This window comes from Cupriavidus numazuensis (assembly GCF_905397435.1).
Classification (GTDB): Bacteria; Pseudomonadota; Gammaproteobacteria; order Burkholderiales; family Burkholderiaceae; genus Cupriavidus; species Cupriavidus numazuensis.
In genome coordinates this window covers 107,898-125,014 of sequence record NZ_CAJPVI010000023.1, presented here as the reverse complement: position 1 = coordinate 125,014, position 17,117 = coordinate 107,898, and the positions used below count along the sequence as shown (strand labels likewise).

Sequence of the window (17,117 nt, the reverse complement as noted above, 5' to 3'; positions counted from 1 at the left end):
CCATCCACTCCTTGAACTCCGCCGGATAGCGTTTCATCTCCAAACCGCTTCCGCCCCCCATTGTCCTTCATCGAAAGGCGGCGAGGCGACAACTATCCTGACATGGAGGGGCTTACCCCAAAGTTATTTGGGCCCGCCTGAAAGTTCAGCCTCGAGGGAAGCAGGGGACTGAGTCGCTGTGTTCGCGTGGTGTCATGCACGAGAATGTCAAAGAGCGCCATGACCTCATCGGAAAGGGGATTTTGCCCTTCGGCACTGTCTTTCCATGCTCGCGCAAACGCCAGTGCTTCCTGGCTCATCACGCTCGCCTCAATGCTCTTGGCGGCGCCTTCCATGTCTTCGGAATAGGGTGCTTCCATGTCCCGCGCAATAGCACGAATGCGGTCCGCCGACTGCTTCAGGCCGTTCTGGAGCGGCAAGCGCCGGAGCTCCTGCGCGGCTTGTGCGGCGATCCGGTCCCAGGCCGTCACACTGGTTCGGGAAAGTTCGAGCGTTGCTCCGGGTAGCGCCAGGACTTGTTCCTCTTGCGCCGCGCGCAGACGCGCAAGCGCATTGCCTTGAGCAACTAGGTCGGATGGCACTCGCCGGCGCTCGGCATTGTACATTTCCTGCGCTTCATGAATTTTTCTGGTGCGCTCAAGATGCTGCCGCCAAACCTCGTCGGTACGCCCGGTGGTCGACTTGTGAAATGCCGGTAACTGAGATCGCACCGCAAGCCAGCGCAGAAATACCTCCACGTGCGCCTGGACTTCAGGACCCGTCTTGTGGGGCACGAGTTGCCGATATGCAGTGATCAGTTCGGAAAGCTTGTAGGTCTTCTTGTTCTCCCAGTCCGTTCCAGTTACCACAGAGAACCGAGCGAAAGCGTCGGGTGCGTGTATTGCCATGCTTTCCATACGGGTGATCATTGCACGGACGATCATTGCCTCCTGTAGAGCTGCGGATCCCAGTCCCCAATGTCGCCGCTGGTGGTCCGATAAGGAGTAATTCGCAGGGTTATGGTCTGTCAATCGAGAGAGTTGCTCTTCCTTCGGAACTTCCGATAGCCGGCCGTCAATCTCCGCATTGGGGGCCGAGATGCCACTTGTGTCCGAGCCGTATTTGAGTTGGACACGATTGTCTGGATAGAAATGCACCCCAAGCAAGCCGTCAGCGCCTTCGTGCTTGGCCCTGGATGGAGTCAAATAGACAGCAGCTTCCCTATGCAGCACGCTGATGGGTTTATCTGGATCGTATGCATCCCACTTGACCGTGAAGACTCTCCCCTTCAGCTTAAAGCAGCAACTACGCGAGCTTGCTCCAAAGGCTGGCACGGGTTGGCCGCCGCCAGTGGCCTTGTTTCCATACTCATCAGAGACGGAAAAACGCGAGAGGTGGAACGGCGCGTAGTTGAAGCCCTCGATACTCAGGCCACTGTGAACTGGCACTGAAGGGTTCCTGTCGCAGCCTGCAATGAACGCCAATGCCAGGAATAGCGCGGGCAAGCGCCCTGATCTCGAAACGCAGCCATTGGCAAACAAGTATGTCTGCCGCCTTGTAATCTCAATGCTACCGCCGTCACTCTTTTCCGCCATGTTAAGTGTCCCGAGTTGATCGTGCCCATCTGAGCGCTATTGGCCCCGCGTGAGGATTCCAAAGCAAAACGGACCGGGATATAGCGGATGTCTGAAATAGTCGTACGAAGTTTCAGATACGGCCGAAGGAGCGCCACGGATTCGTGCCGCTGGTCAGAGATCGGGTAGGGGGGCAGGTCCCGCCTACCTGTTGGCCTTTGTTGTCGTGGGCACGATCACGCTTCTGTCGGCGCTGGTGTTCCGGCGCCTGGATACTGCGGAACTCGGGAAAGGGCGGCGCGCGGCTGCGGCGCGCACGCCTTGAATCGCAGACGCGGGCTCAGGCCGCGTTGGTCTTGCGTCCCACGCTGCGGATCAGTTCGGTGACGCGCGCCTGATACTGGTCGAAGTACTTGTTTGCCTGCTGCTGGGTTTCGACCGGTTGTACGACGGTACGCCCCTCGGCCTCGAGCTTGCCGCGCACATCGGGCTTGTTGAGCGCTTCACCGATAGCCTTGCGCAACACGGCCACGCGGTCCGCCGGCGTGCCTTGCCTGACGAAGTAGCCGCCGCTGATCGCGTACTCGAAGTCCGGCACGATGCGGCTCTGCGAAATCAGCGGGATGTGCTTGACCGAAGCGGGCAGCGTTTTCGAGAAGCTGGTCAGCAGCTTCAGCCGGCCTTGCTGCTGCATGGCGTCGAAACTCGACTGGTAGGGCAGGATGGCAAAGTCCACTTCGCCACCGGCCAGGCCCTGCAATGCGGGTGCGGCGCCTTTGTACGGCACGTGCAGGAAGGTCAGTCCGAGGCGCGCGCCGAGCGCATCGCCCATCAGGTGGTAGATCGAATCGATGCCCACCGTCGCGTAGGTCAGCGGCTTGGCCTTGTTCTGCTTCGCATAGTCGATGAACTTGTCGAGCGTATCGGCGGGGATGCCGTTGCGCACCATCAGCACGATGTTCGCGTCGCTGATCGGCGCTACGAGCATGAAGTCCTGCGGCTTGTAGCGCGCGGCCGGGTTCAGCAACGGTGCAAGGAAGACTTCGTTGATCGAGCCGTGGAAGAAGGTGTAGCCGTCGGCCGGTGCAGCGAGCACCTTGTTTGCGCCGATCAGCCCGGTGCCGCCGCCGTAGTTCTCGACCACCACCTGTTGCTTGACGCTCTTGCTGATCGATTCGCCAAAGATGCGCGCGGACGTATCGCTGGCGCCGCCGGCCGGGTAGGGCACGACGAGCGACAGGGGCTTGGACGGAAAGGCTTCCGTCGCGAACGCCGGCAGGCCGGCGAGTGCGGTGCTGCCGGAGGTGAAGCTGGCATATTGAAGGAAGCGGCGGCGGTTCATCGAATGCATGGTGTCCCCGTTTTTGGATTATTCAGGCCGTTTCAGGTCGATTCAGATCGATGGTTCAAACCAGGTAGCTTTGCGCGAGGTGCGCCCAGAATGCGGCGCCGACGGGCAAGGCTTTGTCGTTGAAGTCGTACAGGGGGTTGTGGACCATGCAACCCCCGTCTTCGCCCAGCCCATTGCCAAGGCGCACGTATGCGCCTGGCCGGTGTTCGAGCATGTAGGCGAAGTCTTCGCTGCCCATCACCGGCGGGCGTTCCACGACGTTGTCCTCCCCTAGCAGGCGGATCGCCGCTTCCCGCGCGCGTTCCGTCTGCGCCGCATGGTTGACGAGCACCGGGTACTTGCGTTCGTACACGACCTCCGATTGCAGTCCATAGCTCTCGGCCTGCGCGGCGACGAATGTCTGGATGCGCGTCTCGACCAGCGTGCGTACCTTCGGGTCCAGCGTGCGCACGCCGATCTTGAGCATCGCGCTTTCGGGCACGACGTTGTAGGTTGCGCCGGCCTGGATCGAGCCGACCGTGATCACTGCGGACCTGAGCGCGTCGATTTCGCGACTGACGATCGATTGCAGACCCAGCACGATACTGGCGGCGCACTGCATGGGATCGATGCCGTGATGCGGCATGGCGCCGTGCGCGCCGCGGCCGCGCAGCGTGACGGTGGCACGGTCGAACGAGGCCATGGCCGGTCCGGTGATTACGCCGATCTGGCCCACGGGCAGCCCCGGCGAGTTGTGCAGCGCATAGACCTCGTCGCACGGGAAACGCTCGAACAGGCCGTCTTCCAGCATGCGCAGCGCTCCGCCTTCGTTTTCTTCCGCGGGCTGGAAGATCAGGTTCAGCGTGCCGTTGAAATCGACGGATTGGGCGAGATGGCGCGCGGCGCACAGCAGGATGGCGGTGTGACCGTCGTGGCCGCACGCGTGCATCTTGCCGGGAATGGTGCTCGCGTAGTCGAGGCCCGTCTTTTCCTGGATAGGCAACGCGTCCATGTCGGCGCGGATGCCAAGTGTCCTGGTTCCCTGTCCCTTCCTCAGCGTGCCGACGACGCCGGTCGTGCCCAGGCCGCGATGGACCTCGTAGCCCCATGCCGCGAGGCTTTCCGCGACGAGGTCGCTGGTCTGGCGCTCTTCGAAGGCCAGTTCGGGATGCGCGTGGATCTTCCGGCGGATTTCGACGAATTCCGGCGAGAGCGCCTGGATGGATTGCCGCAGTTCTGCAACGGTGGACGGGTTCATGGCGTGGCGGGGCTGGATCGTGGAGCTATTCTCCACGCGCACGCGTCAGGCATCCATGACAATGATTGCGGCAAAACGTTGTATAAAATGCAACGATTGAAGTTCGCCGCCTGGCGCGGATCGAGGAGGAATGATGGAGGATGTACTGGACCGGAAGCGGGCGATGTGCCTGCTGCAGATCATCGAGACCGGCTCGGTACGCGGCGCGGCCGATGTGCTGGAACTGGACCCGTCAGTGGTGAGCCGGGCCGTGGCAAAGCTGGAGCAGGATACGGGCCTGGCGCTGCTGGAGCGGCGCGGACGCGGCGTGGTGGCGACGGATGCCGGTCGCCTGCTGGCCTTGTTTGCGCGGCGCCAGCAGGACCTGAGCGATACCTTCCTGGCCGAGGTCAACAACCTGAAGAATTCCCAGCGCGGACATGTGGAACTCGCTTTTGGCGAAGGCTTTATCGACCTGGTGCTCGAACCCGTGCTGCAGGGCTTCCTGCACAAGCATCCCGACGTCACGTACAACATCCGCGTCGCGGGCACGGAGGAAACGGTCCACTGCATCCTCGAAGACCTTGCGCATATCGCCTTTGTGTTCCAGCCGCCGAACGACGTGCGGCTGCGCTCGCATTATTCACGGCTTGCGCCGATCCGCGTGCTGCGCAAGGACCATCCGCTGGCACGCAAGCGAAAGCCGCTCACGCTGGCGGACCTGGCGCCGCATCAGGGCGCTTCACTGACGGAATCGTTCGGCGTGCGCAAGCATATCGAGGCCGCGGAAATCGAAGAGCACATCACCCTGAACCATATGCTCACGACAAACTCGTTCAAGGTGTTGTGGGAATTCGCGGCGATGGGGCTGGGCTACATCATGACGCCGCGCTCGGTGGCGCTGAAGGGGGCGCAATTCGCGGACCTGGTGTCGTTGCCGCTGGCCAATCCGATCCTGAACAACAGCCGCATCCACATTGTTACCCGCACAGGCCGGCCGCTTTCGCCAGTGGCGGACCGCATGCTGCGGCATGTGATGAAGGCCTTCCCCCAGGTATGAGCAGGCAATGCGGGGAAGGCCGCAGTCCTATTCGTTGACGCCGTTCTCGCGCAGCAGCCGCTCGCATTCGTCGAGCATATCGTGCGCGAACGCCGACTGGTAGTTCGGATCGAGCGCTTCCATCATTTCGTGCGAGGCATACAGGCCGGCTTCGCGCGACAGCGTGTCCGCCAGCTGGCGTGCGAACTGGTCGCTCAGTTCGGACAACAGGCGGCGTTCGGACAGTGCGAGCTGCAGTTTCGATCGCGACAACCATTCGCCGGCCAGTGTCGCGCCTTGCGCGTCGGTCAGCCATTTGCCGTGTTCGTAGTAGGCAGAAAGACGTTCGGCGGTCAGCGCGAACATCAGGGCCTTGCGGGTATTGAAATCGATCTTCAGAAGCGGGGCGGCTTTCATATACGTGGTGATGACAGTGGAGCGTGCCGTGTTTTAGCGTTGCGCCGTCTGCTCCGTGATCCGCGCGAAGGTGGCGTTGAGCCACGCGCCGATCGCCGCGATTTCTTCCAGGCAGACCGAATGCGGCATGGCATAGGTGTGCCATGTGACCGGGATGTTGCGTGCCTGCAGGAAATCGCGGGCCTGCTCGCCGAGGCGTAGGGATACGACGTCGTCCTGCGTCCCATGCGCGGCGAAGACCGGGATGGTGGCGTTCGCGGTCGTGGCTTCCGCGGTCAACAGATCCGGCGCGGGGATGTAGGTGGACAGCGCGATGATGCCCGCGAGCGCATCGGGATGGGTGAGGGCGGTGGTGTACGCAATTGCACCCCCTTGCGAGAAGCCGGCCAGCACGATGTGGCTGGTCGCGATGCCGCGCGCATTTTCGCGTGCAATCAGCGCACGGATGCGTTCGCGCGACAGACGGATGCCCTGTTCGTCCACGTGCCGGCTGGTTTCGCCGAGCGAGTAGATGTCATACCACGCTGGCATGACATAGCCGCCGTTGCACGTAACGGGAATGGCAGGCGCATGCGGGAAGATAAAGCGCACGCCAGGCGCGGCTTCGAGCCCGAGTTCCGGCACCACCGGGACGAAGTCGTTGCCGTCGGCACCAAGCCCGTGCATCCAGATGACGCTGAAAGCGGGATTCGGCGCGGTCTCGATTTCGATCGCGGGCAGCAGTTCGTTCATGGGGGCACTCCAGGCTGATAAGGCAGGCGCCGTCTTGCGCGGCGGGCAGCGCGAGTATCGCACAGGTCGGCGCCGGTCTATGCGCGCTGGGCGGCAACACTCGGGCTCCGAGGCGTGCCTGGGGCAGCGGGAAGTACGCATCCCCCAACGCGTGCAAGCGTGTTCCAGCCTCCGTGGGGCCGGCGGTGCGCGACAACAGGGCAGTGCGTGGGCGCATGGCACCACGCATGGCCACCGGAGTGCCAGGCACCCGGCCGGTGGCCAAGCCGCGGTAGACGGCTGTTTGCTGCCGGCTAGGCAGCAGACGGCACGATCGGCACGGTGGTCAGTCCGGGCGCCACGCGCGGAGCTTGCGCATAGCTCTCGATGGCGGCGGGCGCAGCGGCGCGGCGCTTGTCCACCACGTCCTCGACGCCTTTGGCCGCGACGTCTTCGAGGAACGCGACCATGTCGCGGTAATAGGCAACCTGCATCTGCGCCTCGAGCAGGCGCCGTTCGGCCTGGAACAACGTCAGCCTCATGTCTTGCAGTTCCCTTTCGGCAATCTTTTCCGGGGTCGGCGGACTGAACAAGTTTGCGAGCCAACGCATGGCATACCTCCTGTGCTGATCAACAGCTAAGAACCAATGTTTTTGCCATGGGAACCAATATAGACAAGAAATCGGCAAAAGAATCTCAACCTGCCCATTCGTCGCGCCTCGCCCACAAGTATGATTGCCGCGCAGGGGAGACTCGGTTAGATTGTTCTGTGGCAATCACAGTGTCACGATTCATGCAATACGCGCGTAGCGGTATTCCGGCAAGGTTTTGCCGTCGACGCCATCATCGCCACTGGCCGAATGCCCGCGCTATTTCGGCCCGTCGATGCGCTGCGCATGTGGTGCCAGCATGAAGGCAACGATGGGCGCCCAGAACGATTCGATGTAATCGGGCAGGATGGCCGCGTCGTGCGGCATGCCATCAAACAACACCAGTTCTTGCAGATGCGATGCTGCCTGCGCCAGGCGCTCCGAATGCGCAAACGGCAGCACTTCATCATCGCGGCTGTGCAGGACCAGCAGAGGAAGGTTCAGCCGGCGCATGCGGGCCAGATTGTTCCAGGGGTCCGGCAACAGCCAGGCCAGTCTCGCTGGAACCTTGCCGGTCTGGACTGCCGCCGCGCGAGCCGAGCTGAAGCCTGAGGCAATGATCATTCCGTCGGGGATCGGCCTGAGTTCGCGCGCGACATCGAGCAATACGCCAGACCCGAGCGAATGTCCGAGGACATAGCGCCGCGATGCAACCGGCGTGGCCGCCACGAACATCCGATAGGCTTCGCGTGCATCCTCGCGCAGGTGCCGGACCGTCGGGCGACCGCTGCTTGCACCATAGCCGCTGTAATCGAACACGAAGTTGCTGATGCCCGCACGCGACAGCATGGCCTGTACCGGGACCCAGTCGGGCAGGCATTCGTCGTCGCCGTGGCACACCATCAACGCCGGCGCCTGGGGCTGGGCCGCGGGCGCATAAGCCGCGTGGAGCACGCGGTTGCCACTCGCGAATGTGCTGGGCTGCAGCGTCGCTTCGGGCTGACATCCGGACGGCGGGATGCCCGGCGTGACAAAGGCCTCGCGTTCGATCGCACGGAAAAGCAGATGGCGGGCCAGGCCAGCCAGGACGGCAACGCCGGCAGTGCCGGCCAGCCAGCGCGGAATCGGGCTATCGGAAGGAGGCAGCATGGACCTAAGGTTCGCAGGTGCCCTTTAAGGCTAGCAGGTGTCGCGCGATTGGCACAGGCAGATCTGGAAGCAGAAGAACCGTTGTGTTGTGCGGGGCGCTCGCCAAGCGCAGAGCGTCCGAGAGTCTTTTTTAAAATCAACGGGTTATGCGTAACAAGGGGAATCCTATCGTCCTCATAGAAAAGATTTTCCTTGACTGTCTACCTAGTAGTAGATAGTATTCGGTCCATGGAAGCGCTGCACCACCGGCAACAAGAAGCAGAGCCGGTCCTGCAACAGGACCATCGCAATACCGCAACGGCGGTCTTTTTTTAGATCTAGTTATCTATCTACCAGTAGATGTGGGATCGAGAAGAGACACCGGAAATGAACCGAATACGCGACGCCTCAGGAAGGTCGCAAGCCCAGGAGCTCATCATGAATGCCAAGTTCGCCAAGACCGTGATCACTGCTGCCGCCCTTGCTGCCGCGCTCGCCAGCGGCGTGGCCCAGGCTGCCGGCCACGACACCCACGCCGGTGACAAGTACGGCTACAGCTTCCGTGTCGGCAAGGTCGACGCCTTTACCGACGGTGCAAAGACCGGCAAGTTCGACCCGTTCACCGAAGGCGCACGCGTTGGCAAGACCGATCCGTACACCGACGGTGCCCGCGTGGGCAAGCCTGACCCGTACACCGATGGTGCCCGCACCGTGGCAGGCCTGGATGCGCATGGCGTGTCCCAATCGCCGGCCCGCACGGTTGATCCGTACATGGATGGCGCGAAGATCGGCAAGTACGACCCGTACACCGATGGCGCCCGCACCGTAGCAGGTCTGGATACGCGTGGTGTGTCGCAATCGCCGGCCCGTGCCGTTGACCCCTACACGGATGGCGCGAAGATCGGCAAGTACGACCCGTACACCGATGGCGCCCACACGGTGGCAGGCCTGGATACGCGTGGCGTGTCGCAAACGCCGGCCCGAACGGTCGACCCGTACACGGATGGCGCCAAGGTGGGCAAGTTCGATCCGTACACCGACGGACAGTTCGCCTGATCGCCAGCCGGCCTACCGGGCCGGCGGTATTCCTTACCACGGCAGCCCGGCGATTCTGGTGATCGTCGGGCCGGCCGCAATGGAGTCCATCATGAATTTGCGTGACAGCATCCTGTTGGTTGGCGGATGGCTGCTGGTTTGCGTGACGAGTGGCTCGATGATCACCTTCGCCGCGCAGGTCCTGCCTGGTTAGTCCGTTGTATTCATGCACGCCCCGGGTATCCCCCGGGGTTGTGTCCACCGAGGCGCACACCTCCAGGTGGTCTAATCTCCACCGTCAGGCTAATCCTAGGGATTACCCGCACCTTCAGGCGTTCTCGCTTGAGCGTCTATCTTCATGTAGATAAACTGACCTCATGAAAACGCAATCCGTCCGTGAGCAACTGCTCGAGCACACGCTGGTGCTGATCCGGCGTCGAGGCTTCAATGGCTTCAGTTATCGGGACCTGGCCGAACTGGTCGGCGTCAAGACGTCGAGCATCCACTATTACTTCCCGACCAAGGACGACCTTGTCCTGGAAGCTGTGAAGACGTACAGCGCGACGATGTCCGAGCGCCTGCGTTCGATCGATACGACATTGCCCGTGACCGAGCAGGCAGCCATCTACCTGGCCCCGTTTCGTGCGAGCTGTGGTTCGGACCAGATCTGCCTGTGCGGCATGCTTTCCGCCGAGACCTTGTGCCTGCCCGAATCCGTCCACAGTCTGCTGCAGACGTTCTTCCTGATGAATGAGCAATGGCTCACGGGTTTGCTGGAGCGCGCTCAGCCGCAGCGCAGCACACCGTTCCCGGTGCCACCACCGCGCCTGGCGCAGGTGGTGTTTGGATCGCTGCAAAGCGGGCTGATTTCGGCTCGCCTGTTTGGTACATCGGATCGTGTGGAAGCCGCGGCGGATACGCTCATGGCTGCCGTGAGCGGTTAAGACGCCGTCGGCCAGGCGCTGCCTGCAACCGCCATGTAGCCAATGCTGCATGGCGGTTTTGTTTTTCCGCCGGCAGAGGACGCAGATGCGGTGACCTCGGCTCTCCTCGTTACAGGAAATTCCGATTTAAATCAGGTGCATAGCTTCGGCAGGCCAACACCTATCGGGCCGATAGAAAGATTTTTGCTTGACTATCTACCTAGTAGTAGATAGTATTTGACCCATGGAAGCGCTGCTCCACCGGCAAGGAAAAAGAAGCCGGTTCAGCAACGGGACCATCGCAACACCGTTACGACGGTCTTTTTTTGAATCTGGTTATCTATCTACTAGTAGATGCGGAATCAAGAAGAGACCTGATACTGAACCGAAACGAACCCCGCGCGACGCTCTAGGGAGGTCGCCAAGCCAAGGAGCTCATCATGAATGCCAAGTTCGCCAAGACCGTGATCACCGCCGCTACCCTTGCTGCCGCGCTCGCCAGTGGCATTGCACAGGCCGCAGGCCCCGCTGATAGCGGCTTTGCCGGTGACAAGTACGGCTACACCTTCCGCGTCGGCAAGACCGATGCCTTTACCGATGGCGCGAGGGCAGGCAAGTTCGACCCGTTCACCGAAGGCCAGCGTGTCGGCAAGACCGACCCGTACACCGACGGTGCCCGCACCGTAGCAGGCCTCGATACGCGTGGTGTATCGCAGGCGCCGGCCCGCGCCGTCGACCCGTACACGGATGGCGCGAAGATCGGCAAGTATGACCCGTACACCGACGGCGCCCGCACCGTAGCAGGCCTGGATACGCGTGGCGTATCGCAGACGCCGGCCCGTGCCGTCGACCCGTACACGGATGGCGCGAAGCTCGGCAAGGTCGACCCGTACACCGACGGTGCCCGCACCGTAGCAGGCCTGGACGTGCGTGGCGTGTCGCAATCGCCGGCCCGTGCCGTTGACCCGTACACGGATGGGGCGAAGCTCGGCAAGGTCGACCCCTACACCGACGGTGCCCGCACCGTAGCAGGCCTGGATACGCGTGGCGTGTCGCAATCGCCGGCCCGTACGGTGGATCCGTACACCGACGGCGCCAAGCTCGGCAAGGTCGACCCGTACACCGACGGCGCGCTGGCCTGAGCCTGACACGGACGGCCGGCTGATGGCCGGCCGCCGGATTTCAACGCCGGGCACGGGTTGCCCGGTTGCAGGGGAACATCATGAATTTGCGTGACAGCGCACTGGTACTGGTCGGATGGGTGGGGCTCTGCCTCGTCAGCGGTTCACTCATCACGCTGGTCGCGCAAACGCTGCCGGCCTGAGTGGCAGCAGACATTGCAGAGGGACTGAAACCATGAAAACACAATCCGTACGCGAACAATTGCTCGAGCACACGCTGGTGCTGATTCGCCGCCGGGGGTTCAACGGTTTCAGCTACCGCGACCTGGCCGAGCTGGTCGGCGTCAAGACCTCGAGCATTCATTACTATTTTCCGTCCAAGGATGACCTGGTCCTTGAAGCGGTACGCGAGTACAGCGCTCGTACGCAGGAGCGCATCCGCGCGATCGATACCAGCCTGCCCCCGCTCGAACAGGCGCGGCAATACCTGGCGCCCCTGCATGCGGGCTCCGGCACGGACCAGGCCTGTCTGGTGGGGATGCTATCCGCCGATGTGCTGTCCCTGTCGGAACCCGTGCGCGCCACCATGCGCGACTACGTGCGCATGCAAGAGCAATGGCTGACAGGCTTGTTCGAGCGCGCCCAGCCGCTGCGCGACAAGCCTTATCCGGTGCCACCCGCGCAATTGGCCCAGGTCGTCTATGGCTCGCTGCAGAACGGGTTGATGGCCGCCCGGCTGTGTGGCACCGCCGAGAGGCTGGAGTCCGCCGCTGCCATGCTGATCGGGGTCATGCCTCAGCAGTGAGCTGGTGCGCCACCACGTCGCAAAGCCAATCCGGGTCATCGTGCGGCAGGTCGTGGCCAGCCCACGGGTGCCGCAGCAGCGGGACGTTCCAGGCCCGTGCGAGCTGCGCTGAACAGACGGAGTCAACCAGCCTGTCGGCGTCGGAGGCAATCAGGAGCGTGGACGGGCAGGGCGCTATACGGTCAGCGCGGTAACGCGCCGCCGCCAGCAGTTGCCGCAGGGCCGAGCGCCGGCTGACCGGTGCGCTCGTCGCGATCTGCTTCCACGCCTCAAGGTCGGCCTCCCGCGTGTCCACTCTCGCACACGTCATCCGGTGGATGGTGCCCTCGCAATAACCACGGTTCTCCCATACGCCAGCCATGCGCAGCAAATCGGGCCAGTTGGCGGGCTGCAGGCGCTGGGTGATGGTGCTGAAGGGCCGCATGCTCGTGTTGATCAGCACCAGCGCCGCCACTTCGTCGGGCTGCTGTCGCGCCCATTCCGCAGCAACCATGGCGCCCAGCGACATCGCGAGCACACGCACAGGCCGCCGCTGTCCCGCCTGTCGCAAACTGTGCCGGACTGAAGCCACGAAGCCCGATACGGTCGCGGGCGATTCCTCATGGCACAAGGTGCCATTCCCCGGCAGATCAACCAACAGCGGCGTGCCAAGCCCTGCTGCCTGCCAACGCGTGGACAGCGCGCCCCAGTGCCGGCTTTCACGCGTCAACCCTCGGAGGAAAACCCAGTCCGTCATGGTGCTGGCCGCTGGTTCCAGTGCGCCCGCGCCTGTTCCTGCAGCATCGCGCGTCGCTCGCCGGTCGGCAGCCAGCGCTGCGGCGCAAAGGCAATGCGGCCCAGGAAATCGAACAGGCTCACATGCCGGCGCAGTACGCGTGCGGTGCGATGTGCCTTGATCGGGTTGAAGATGCCGTCGCGCGAGAACAACTGCCGCGGGTTCTTCTTGATCCACAGCCAGGAACCGAGTTCCAGCGTCATCGGCAGGAACAGGTTCTGCGGGGGTGTCAGGTCGTACGCGTAGTCCCACAGGTCGCCGTGCAGCAGGTACTGGTGGCTTTGCGGCTCGAACGCGTAGCCATGGTGCGGGTGGGCCTGTTCGAACATGGTCTTGAGCAGGTACATCTCGGGCAGGTGCGGCATGGGACGGTGCGTGCGCGCATACGGAAACCAGATGCTGTCGCGCCAGCCATAGCCGGAATGGCAATCCACCGCGAAGCTCAGCGGGCGCGTCAGCAGTTCGCTTCGTACCACGTCCAGCAGCGCCTGGCTTTCGGCTTCCATCGGGTGCCCGGCGCGGCCACGGAACCACGGCAGCCACGCCCCGATGCGCTGGCCGCCCGCCAAAAACGGCACGCGCGCATCGGCGTCTTGCGGCGCATTGCGCATCAGGTCGACACCGTTCGGGTTGGCGCGCGTGGCGGCCCACATGCCGCCCGGGTTGACGATGGGCATGAACACCAGGCGCACCGACTGCAGTTCTTCGTGCAGCAGCTCGTCCCATTCCAGCCGGCAAAGCAGCGAGCGCAGATAGTCGAGCACAAGCTGCGTGCCGATCCGCTCCAGGCCGTGGATGCCCCCGAAAATGCCGATGGCCGGCGCATCCGCAGCTTTGGCTCCCACGGTGGCGGCATAGACCGAAAAGCGATGGCCCTGCACCGTGGCTTCGCATACCGCGCGCGCATCCAGCACACGGCTGCCTGCGTCCAGCAGGCTCAGCAACTGATCGTATTCGGCAAAAGCGGTGCGCTCGCTCATGGCACCAATATAGGCGCTGGGCGGCGTCGCGGCCACGCGCGGGCCGGGCAGGGCGTGCCCTGCATCGCTCAGGCAGCCTGAGCCTGCTGGTCAGGCGCCAGCGATTCCACGCATTCGAGCAGGGCACCGACCAGCCGCGTATGCCGCCGGCTTTCCAGGCAGTAAAGGTACTCGTGGATGACGGGCGGGCGCTGCGCGAACGGCACAATGCGCAGCGCAGGATCGCGCGGGACTTCGCCCGCGGGTACCACGCTCGCGCCAATGTTCTGGCGGATCGCTTCGTAGATGGCCTCGCGGCTGCCGATGACCATATGGCGCGGCAGTTCCTGGCCGCATGCTGCGAGCGCAGCCTCGGTGGCCTGCCGCGTCATCGACCCAAGCTCCCGCACGAGCAGGTGGCATTCGGCAAGGCGGGTGATATCGACATGTGGCATCCGCGCGAACGGGTGCTCCGGATGCACGACCAGCACCATCGGATCGCTGGCCAGCCGGATACGCGCGAGCCGGTTGTCGTCCACGGCGTGCGAGGACACCGCGGCGTCGATACGGTATTCCAGCAGCGCCTCGATCATCTGCTGCGAATTGCCGATCTCGATGCTGACTTCGACGGCCGGATAGCGCTGCCGGAACGCGGCGACGCTACGCAGGATGTAGTACGGGCCGGTCGCGCCGATGCGCAGATTGCCGAAACGCAGGTTCCCGGCATTGCGCAGAAGATAGTCGGCATTGCTTTCCTGTTGCATCAGCTGCTCCACCACCGGCATCAGCGCGACACCGACATCGCTCAGGTCGACCCGGCTCGCACGGCGATAGAACAGCTCCACGCCATAGACATCCTCGAGCTGGCGGATGCGTGCCGTGACGGTGGGCTGGCTGACGCCTAGCTGCCTCGCGGCCGTGGTAATGCTGCCCTGGCGAGCTACTTCAAAAAAGGTCGTGAGAAGATCGCCGAGCATGGGATAGGGGCAGGGAAAGGTAGCGGGCGCGCAGGCACCGGACGAGCGCGCAGTCTAGCGGTGCAATGTGACAGTACCGCTACGCTTTCCCTGAGTTCTGGTCGGATCAGGTACCCATCGCCGGATCGGATACGCTGTCAGCGCCGGTTTCCAGGCGGCCCGCAAAGCGCCGCTTGAAGCCGCCCTGCGCCGTGCTCACCGTGAAGTCATACCAGTTGCCCTGCAGGCCCACGGGCCAGTGCTGCTCGAGCTGTTTGCCAGCGGGGATGTCGTACGTCCACGGGCCGTCCGTGCGGTACGCGTTGGGCTGGACCGTGAAGGTGCATGCGGCGCTGCCGGTGTTGATCATGGTCAGGTAGACGGCGGCATTGGCGATGTCGTAGCAGACGCGGATCTCCGGTGCGCTGGCATAGGCTGTCGTGACGGCGCTCACGTCGCCGCTGAAGGCGCGGTGGAAGCCGTTCGGGCCGAGCACCCAGAGGTCGTACTTGCCGCTGTCGCTGGCGAAGGCATCCCAGCTCCCATTGAGTTCCTTGCCGGGCTCGACGAGGTAGCGGCGTGGTACGCGGTCCAGGTGCAGGCGGTCATACACATGGAACACCGCGGCTTGCTTGCCGGTGTTGCTGAACAGCAGCCACACCAGGCGCCCGGCGGCGTCTTCGCGTGCGCTGACGTGAAGCTCGTACGGCAGCGCGCGCGAGGGGCGCGTGCCTTTGTCCTGCTGCGGCAACTGCTGCGCAGCAGTGGAGGGCAGCGGCACTTGAGGCAGCACGCCCTGCGCGGTGCGAATGGCGTCGGCGCCGGTCTTGTCGCGGCTCGGCAACGTCGGCAGCGTGCCCGAATTCGGGTTGACGAAGTTGAAGGCCGAAGTCAGATCACCAGCGACTGCGCGCCGGTATGCCGTAACGTTGGTCTCCGCCACACCGAAGCGCGCCTCCAGGAAGCGCAGCACCGAGGTATGGTCGAACACCTGCGAATTGACCCATCCGCCGCGGCTCCACGGCGAAATCACATACATCGGCACACGTGGTCCCGGGCCATAGGGCTTCTGGTCCGTGTGGTATTCACCCTCGGTGGCGACCGTCGAGGCACCGGCGAGCACGCCGTTCTCGTAAGCAGGCGCGCACGGCGGCGGCACGTGGTCGAAGAATCCATCGTTCTCGTCGAAGTTGACGAGCAGCACGGTCTTGCTCCACACGGCCGGGTTTGCGGTCAGCGCGTTCAGTACCTCTTGCGTATACCAGGCGCCTTGCACCGGGCTGGAAGGCCCGGGGTGCTCGGAGTAGGTTGCCGGCGCCACGATCCACGTCACCTGCGGCAGCTTGCCCGCAGCGATGTCATCGCGCAGCGCCTGCAGGAAGCCCGCATCCGGCATGGTGTTGGAGATGCCCTTGATCAGCGGGTTGATGGCGTCGTCGCTGCTGGCATACGCCGGATACGGGCTGCCATTGGCCGCGTTGCCGCGTGCGAGGTTCGCATCGCGGTACTGTTTGAAGCCGGCCAGCGGGTTGTCGGTGTAGTTGTCCGGCATGTTCTGGTAGACCTTCCAGCTCACGCCGGCGGCTTCCAGGCGCTCCGGATACGTCGTCCACGTATAGGGCGTGTTCGAGCCCGTGAACGAATCGCCGCTGTTGTCGATCACCGGGCCGCCGTGCGTGCCGGACGGGTCGTTGGTGCCGGTCCAGTGGAACAGGCGGTTCGGGTTGGTGCCGCCGTGGAAGCCGCAATGGTAGGCATCGCAGATCGTGAAGGCATTGGCCAGCGCGAACTGGAAGTCCAGTTCGGCTTCGGTGTAATAGCCCATCGACTGCGTGTTCTTGTATGTGGGCCATTTGTTCATGCGGCCCAGGTCCCAGGCGTTCTGTGCATCGGGGTAGGTGTGCGGCGTGCCGCTGACGCGCTGCGCATTGCCTGCGGTGCTGTCCAGGTGGTAGGGGAGCACCGTGCGCGCCGTGCCGCTGGCATAGGTCTGCTGCCAGACGTTGAGACCGCCCGCGAGCGGAATCGGGAAGCGGTCACCGAAGCCGCGCACGCCGCGCAGCGTGCCGAAGTAGTGATCGAACGAGCGGTTTTCCTGCATCAGGATCACGACGTGCTCCACGTCGCGGATAGAGCCCGTCGCGTTGTTGGCCGGGATGGCCAGCGCGCGGCGGATGGCCGGCGGGAAGGCGGCCAGCGCGGCGGCGGCCGCGGCGCTGCTGCCGGCGAGCTTGAGGAAACTGCGTCTGCTGTTGGCGTTCATGTCGTTCTGTGGCCGGATAGGTTCAGGATAGTCGGCTTGCTTGCCGCCGCTCAGGGCGCGCAACGGATGGCGGGCTTGACGGCAGGCGGCTGGTTGATCGCGCCTTCGCCGCTGACCGGCGTCTGGGTGCCGGCCGGCGCCTGTGAACCGCCGGATGCGTTGTCGTCGCCGCCGCCGCAGGCGGACAGCGCAGCGCACATCAGCAGGGTGGCAATCCAGTGCGAACGCGGGGCTGTGCGCAGGATTCGGGTCATGGTAAGGATCTCCGGAATGCG

At 63.7% G+C, this 17,117-nt stretch carries 16 protein-coding genes and 1 pseudogene; 5 read left to right on the top strand and 12 right to left on the bottom strand.

Going from position 1 to position 17,117, the window contains the following annotated elements; genetic code table 11:
- Positions 1-92: 92 nt before the first annotated feature.
- From KHO41_RS19310 to KHO41_RS19300, 3 genes are all read right to left on the bottom strand, one after another.
- Positions 93-1,574 carry a hypothetical protein gene (locus tag KHO41_RS19310; protein ID WP_211954888.1) on the bottom strand — a complete coding sequence of 494 codons (1,482 nt, stop codon included), beginning with the start codon at positions 1,572-1,574 and terminating at the stop codon, positions 93-95.
- A 319-nt stretch (positions 1,575-1,893) separates the two neighbouring features.
- Positions 1,894-2,904, bottom strand: a complete 1,011-nt coding sequence (locus KHO41_RS19305; protein ID WP_211954887.1) for a tripartite tricarboxylate transporter substrate binding protein — start codon at positions 2,902-2,904, stop codon at positions 1,894-1,896.
- A gap of 55 nt (positions 2,905-2,959) precedes the next feature.
- Entirely contained in the window at positions 2,960-4,141 is a 1,182-nt protein-coding gene (locus KHO41_RS19300) for a M20 aminoacylase family protein (RefSeq protein WP_211954897.1), read from the bottom strand.
- 133 nt (positions 4,142-4,274) lie between these two features.
- Here KHO41_RS19300 and KHO41_RS19295 point away from each other — a divergent pair, with 133 nt between their 5' ends.
- Positions 4,275-5,180: a LysR family transcriptional regulator gene (locus tag KHO41_RS19295; protein ID WP_211954896.1), complete on the top strand. Its 906-nt coding sequence runs from the start codon at positions 4,275-4,277 to the stop codon at positions 5,178-5,180.
- A 27-nt stretch (positions 5,181-5,207) separates the two neighbouring features.
- Here KHO41_RS19295 and KHO41_RS19290 read toward each other — a convergent pair whose 3' ends face one another.
- The 4 genes from KHO41_RS19290 to KHO41_RS19275 all read right to left on the bottom strand — a co-directional run bounded on the left by KHO41_RS19290 (position 5,208) and on the right by KHO41_RS19275 (position 8,026).
- Positions 5,208-5,576, bottom strand: coding sequence for a hypothetical protein (locus tag KHO41_RS19290; RefSeq protein ID WP_011300417.1), 369 nt, complete (start codon positions 5,574-5,576; stop codon positions 5,208-5,210).
- Positions 5,577-5,609: 33 nt separating this feature from the next.
- Positions 5,610-6,308: an alpha/beta hydrolase gene (locus KHO41_RS19285; RefSeq protein WP_211954886.1), complete on the bottom strand. Its 699-nt coding sequence runs from the start codon at positions 6,306-6,308 to the stop codon at positions 5,610-5,612.
- Positions 6,309-6,601: 293 nt separating this feature from the next.
- Positions 6,602-6,898: a hypothetical protein gene (locus tag KHO41_RS19280; protein WP_211954885.1), complete on the bottom strand. Its 297-nt coding sequence runs from the start codon at positions 6,896-6,898 to the stop codon at positions 6,602-6,604.
- Positions 6,899-7,156: 258 nt separating this feature from the next.
- Positions 7,157-8,026, bottom strand: coding sequence for an alpha/beta hydrolase (locus tag KHO41_RS19275; RefSeq protein ID WP_211954884.1), 870 nt, complete (start codon positions 8,024-8,026; stop codon positions 7,157-7,159).
- A gap of 417 nt (positions 8,027-8,443) precedes the next feature.
- Between KHO41_RS19275 and KHO41_RS19270 the strand changes: the two genes are divergently transcribed.
- The 4 genes and pseudogenes from KHO41_RS19270 to KHO41_RS19255 all read left to right on the top strand — a co-directional run bounded on the left by KHO41_RS19270 (position 8,444) and on the right by KHO41_RS19255 (position 11,889).
- Positions 8,444-9,061 (top strand): copper resistance protein CopQ, encoded by a 618-nt coding sequence (locus KHO41_RS19270; RefSeq protein WP_211954883.1) that lies wholly within the window; start codon positions 8,444-8,446, stop codon positions 9,059-9,061.
- A 356-nt stretch (positions 9,062-9,417) separates the two neighbouring features.
- On the top strand, positions 9,418-9,984 hold the full coding sequence (locus KHO41_RS19265) for a TetR/AcrR family transcriptional regulator (protein ID WP_211954882.1): 567 nt from the start codon (positions 9,418-9,420) through the stop codon (positions 9,982-9,984).
- Positions 9,985-10,403: 419 nt separating this feature from the next.
- A pseudogene (locus KHO41_RS19260) lies at positions 10,404-10,982 on the top strand (copper resistance protein CopQ); the annotation flags it as partial.
- A gap of 337 nt (positions 10,983-11,319) precedes the next feature.
- A complete protein-coding gene (locus KHO41_RS19255) occupies positions 11,320-11,889 on the top strand; it encodes a TetR/AcrR family transcriptional regulator (RefSeq protein ID WP_211954880.1) in 570 nt (189 codons plus the stop codon).
- Here the strand turns inward: KHO41_RS19255 and KHO41_RS19250 are convergent.
- From KHO41_RS19250 to KHO41_RS19230, 5 genes are all read right to left on the bottom strand, one after another.
- Complete coding sequence (locus KHO41_RS19250) at positions 11,873-12,625, bottom strand: alpha/beta fold hydrolase (protein WP_211954879.1); 753 nt, start codon at positions 12,623-12,625, stop codon at positions 11,873-11,875. The genes KHO41_RS19255 and KHO41_RS19250 overlap by 17 nt on opposite strands.
- The gene (locus tag KHO41_RS19245; protein WP_211954878.1) at positions 12,622-13,644 is read right to left on the bottom strand and encodes a M14 family zinc carboxypeptidase; all 1,023 of its coding nucleotides are present in this window, start codon (positions 13,642-13,644) and stop codon (positions 12,622-12,624) included. Before KHO41_RS19245 ends, KHO41_RS19250 begins: the two co-directional genes overlap by 4 nt.
- A gap of 68 nt (positions 13,645-13,712) precedes the next feature.
- Positions 13,713-14,600 carry a LysR substrate-binding domain-containing protein gene (locus KHO41_RS19240; RefSeq protein ID WP_211954877.1) on the bottom strand — a complete coding sequence of 296 codons (888 nt, stop codon included), beginning with the start codon at positions 14,598-14,600 and terminating at the stop codon, positions 13,713-13,715.
- 106 nt (positions 14,601-14,706) lie between these two features.
- Entirely contained in the window at positions 14,707-16,842 is a 2,136-nt protein-coding gene (locus tag KHO41_RS19235) for a phosphocholine-specific phospholipase C (RefSeq protein ID WP_211954876.1), read from the bottom strand.
- Positions 16,843-16,892: 50 nt separating this feature from the next.
- Positions 16,893-17,096, bottom strand: coding sequence for a hypothetical protein (locus KHO41_RS19230; protein ID WP_211954875.1), 204 nt, complete (start codon positions 17,094-17,096; stop codon positions 16,893-16,895).
- Positions 17,097-17,117: the final 21 nt, after the last annotated feature.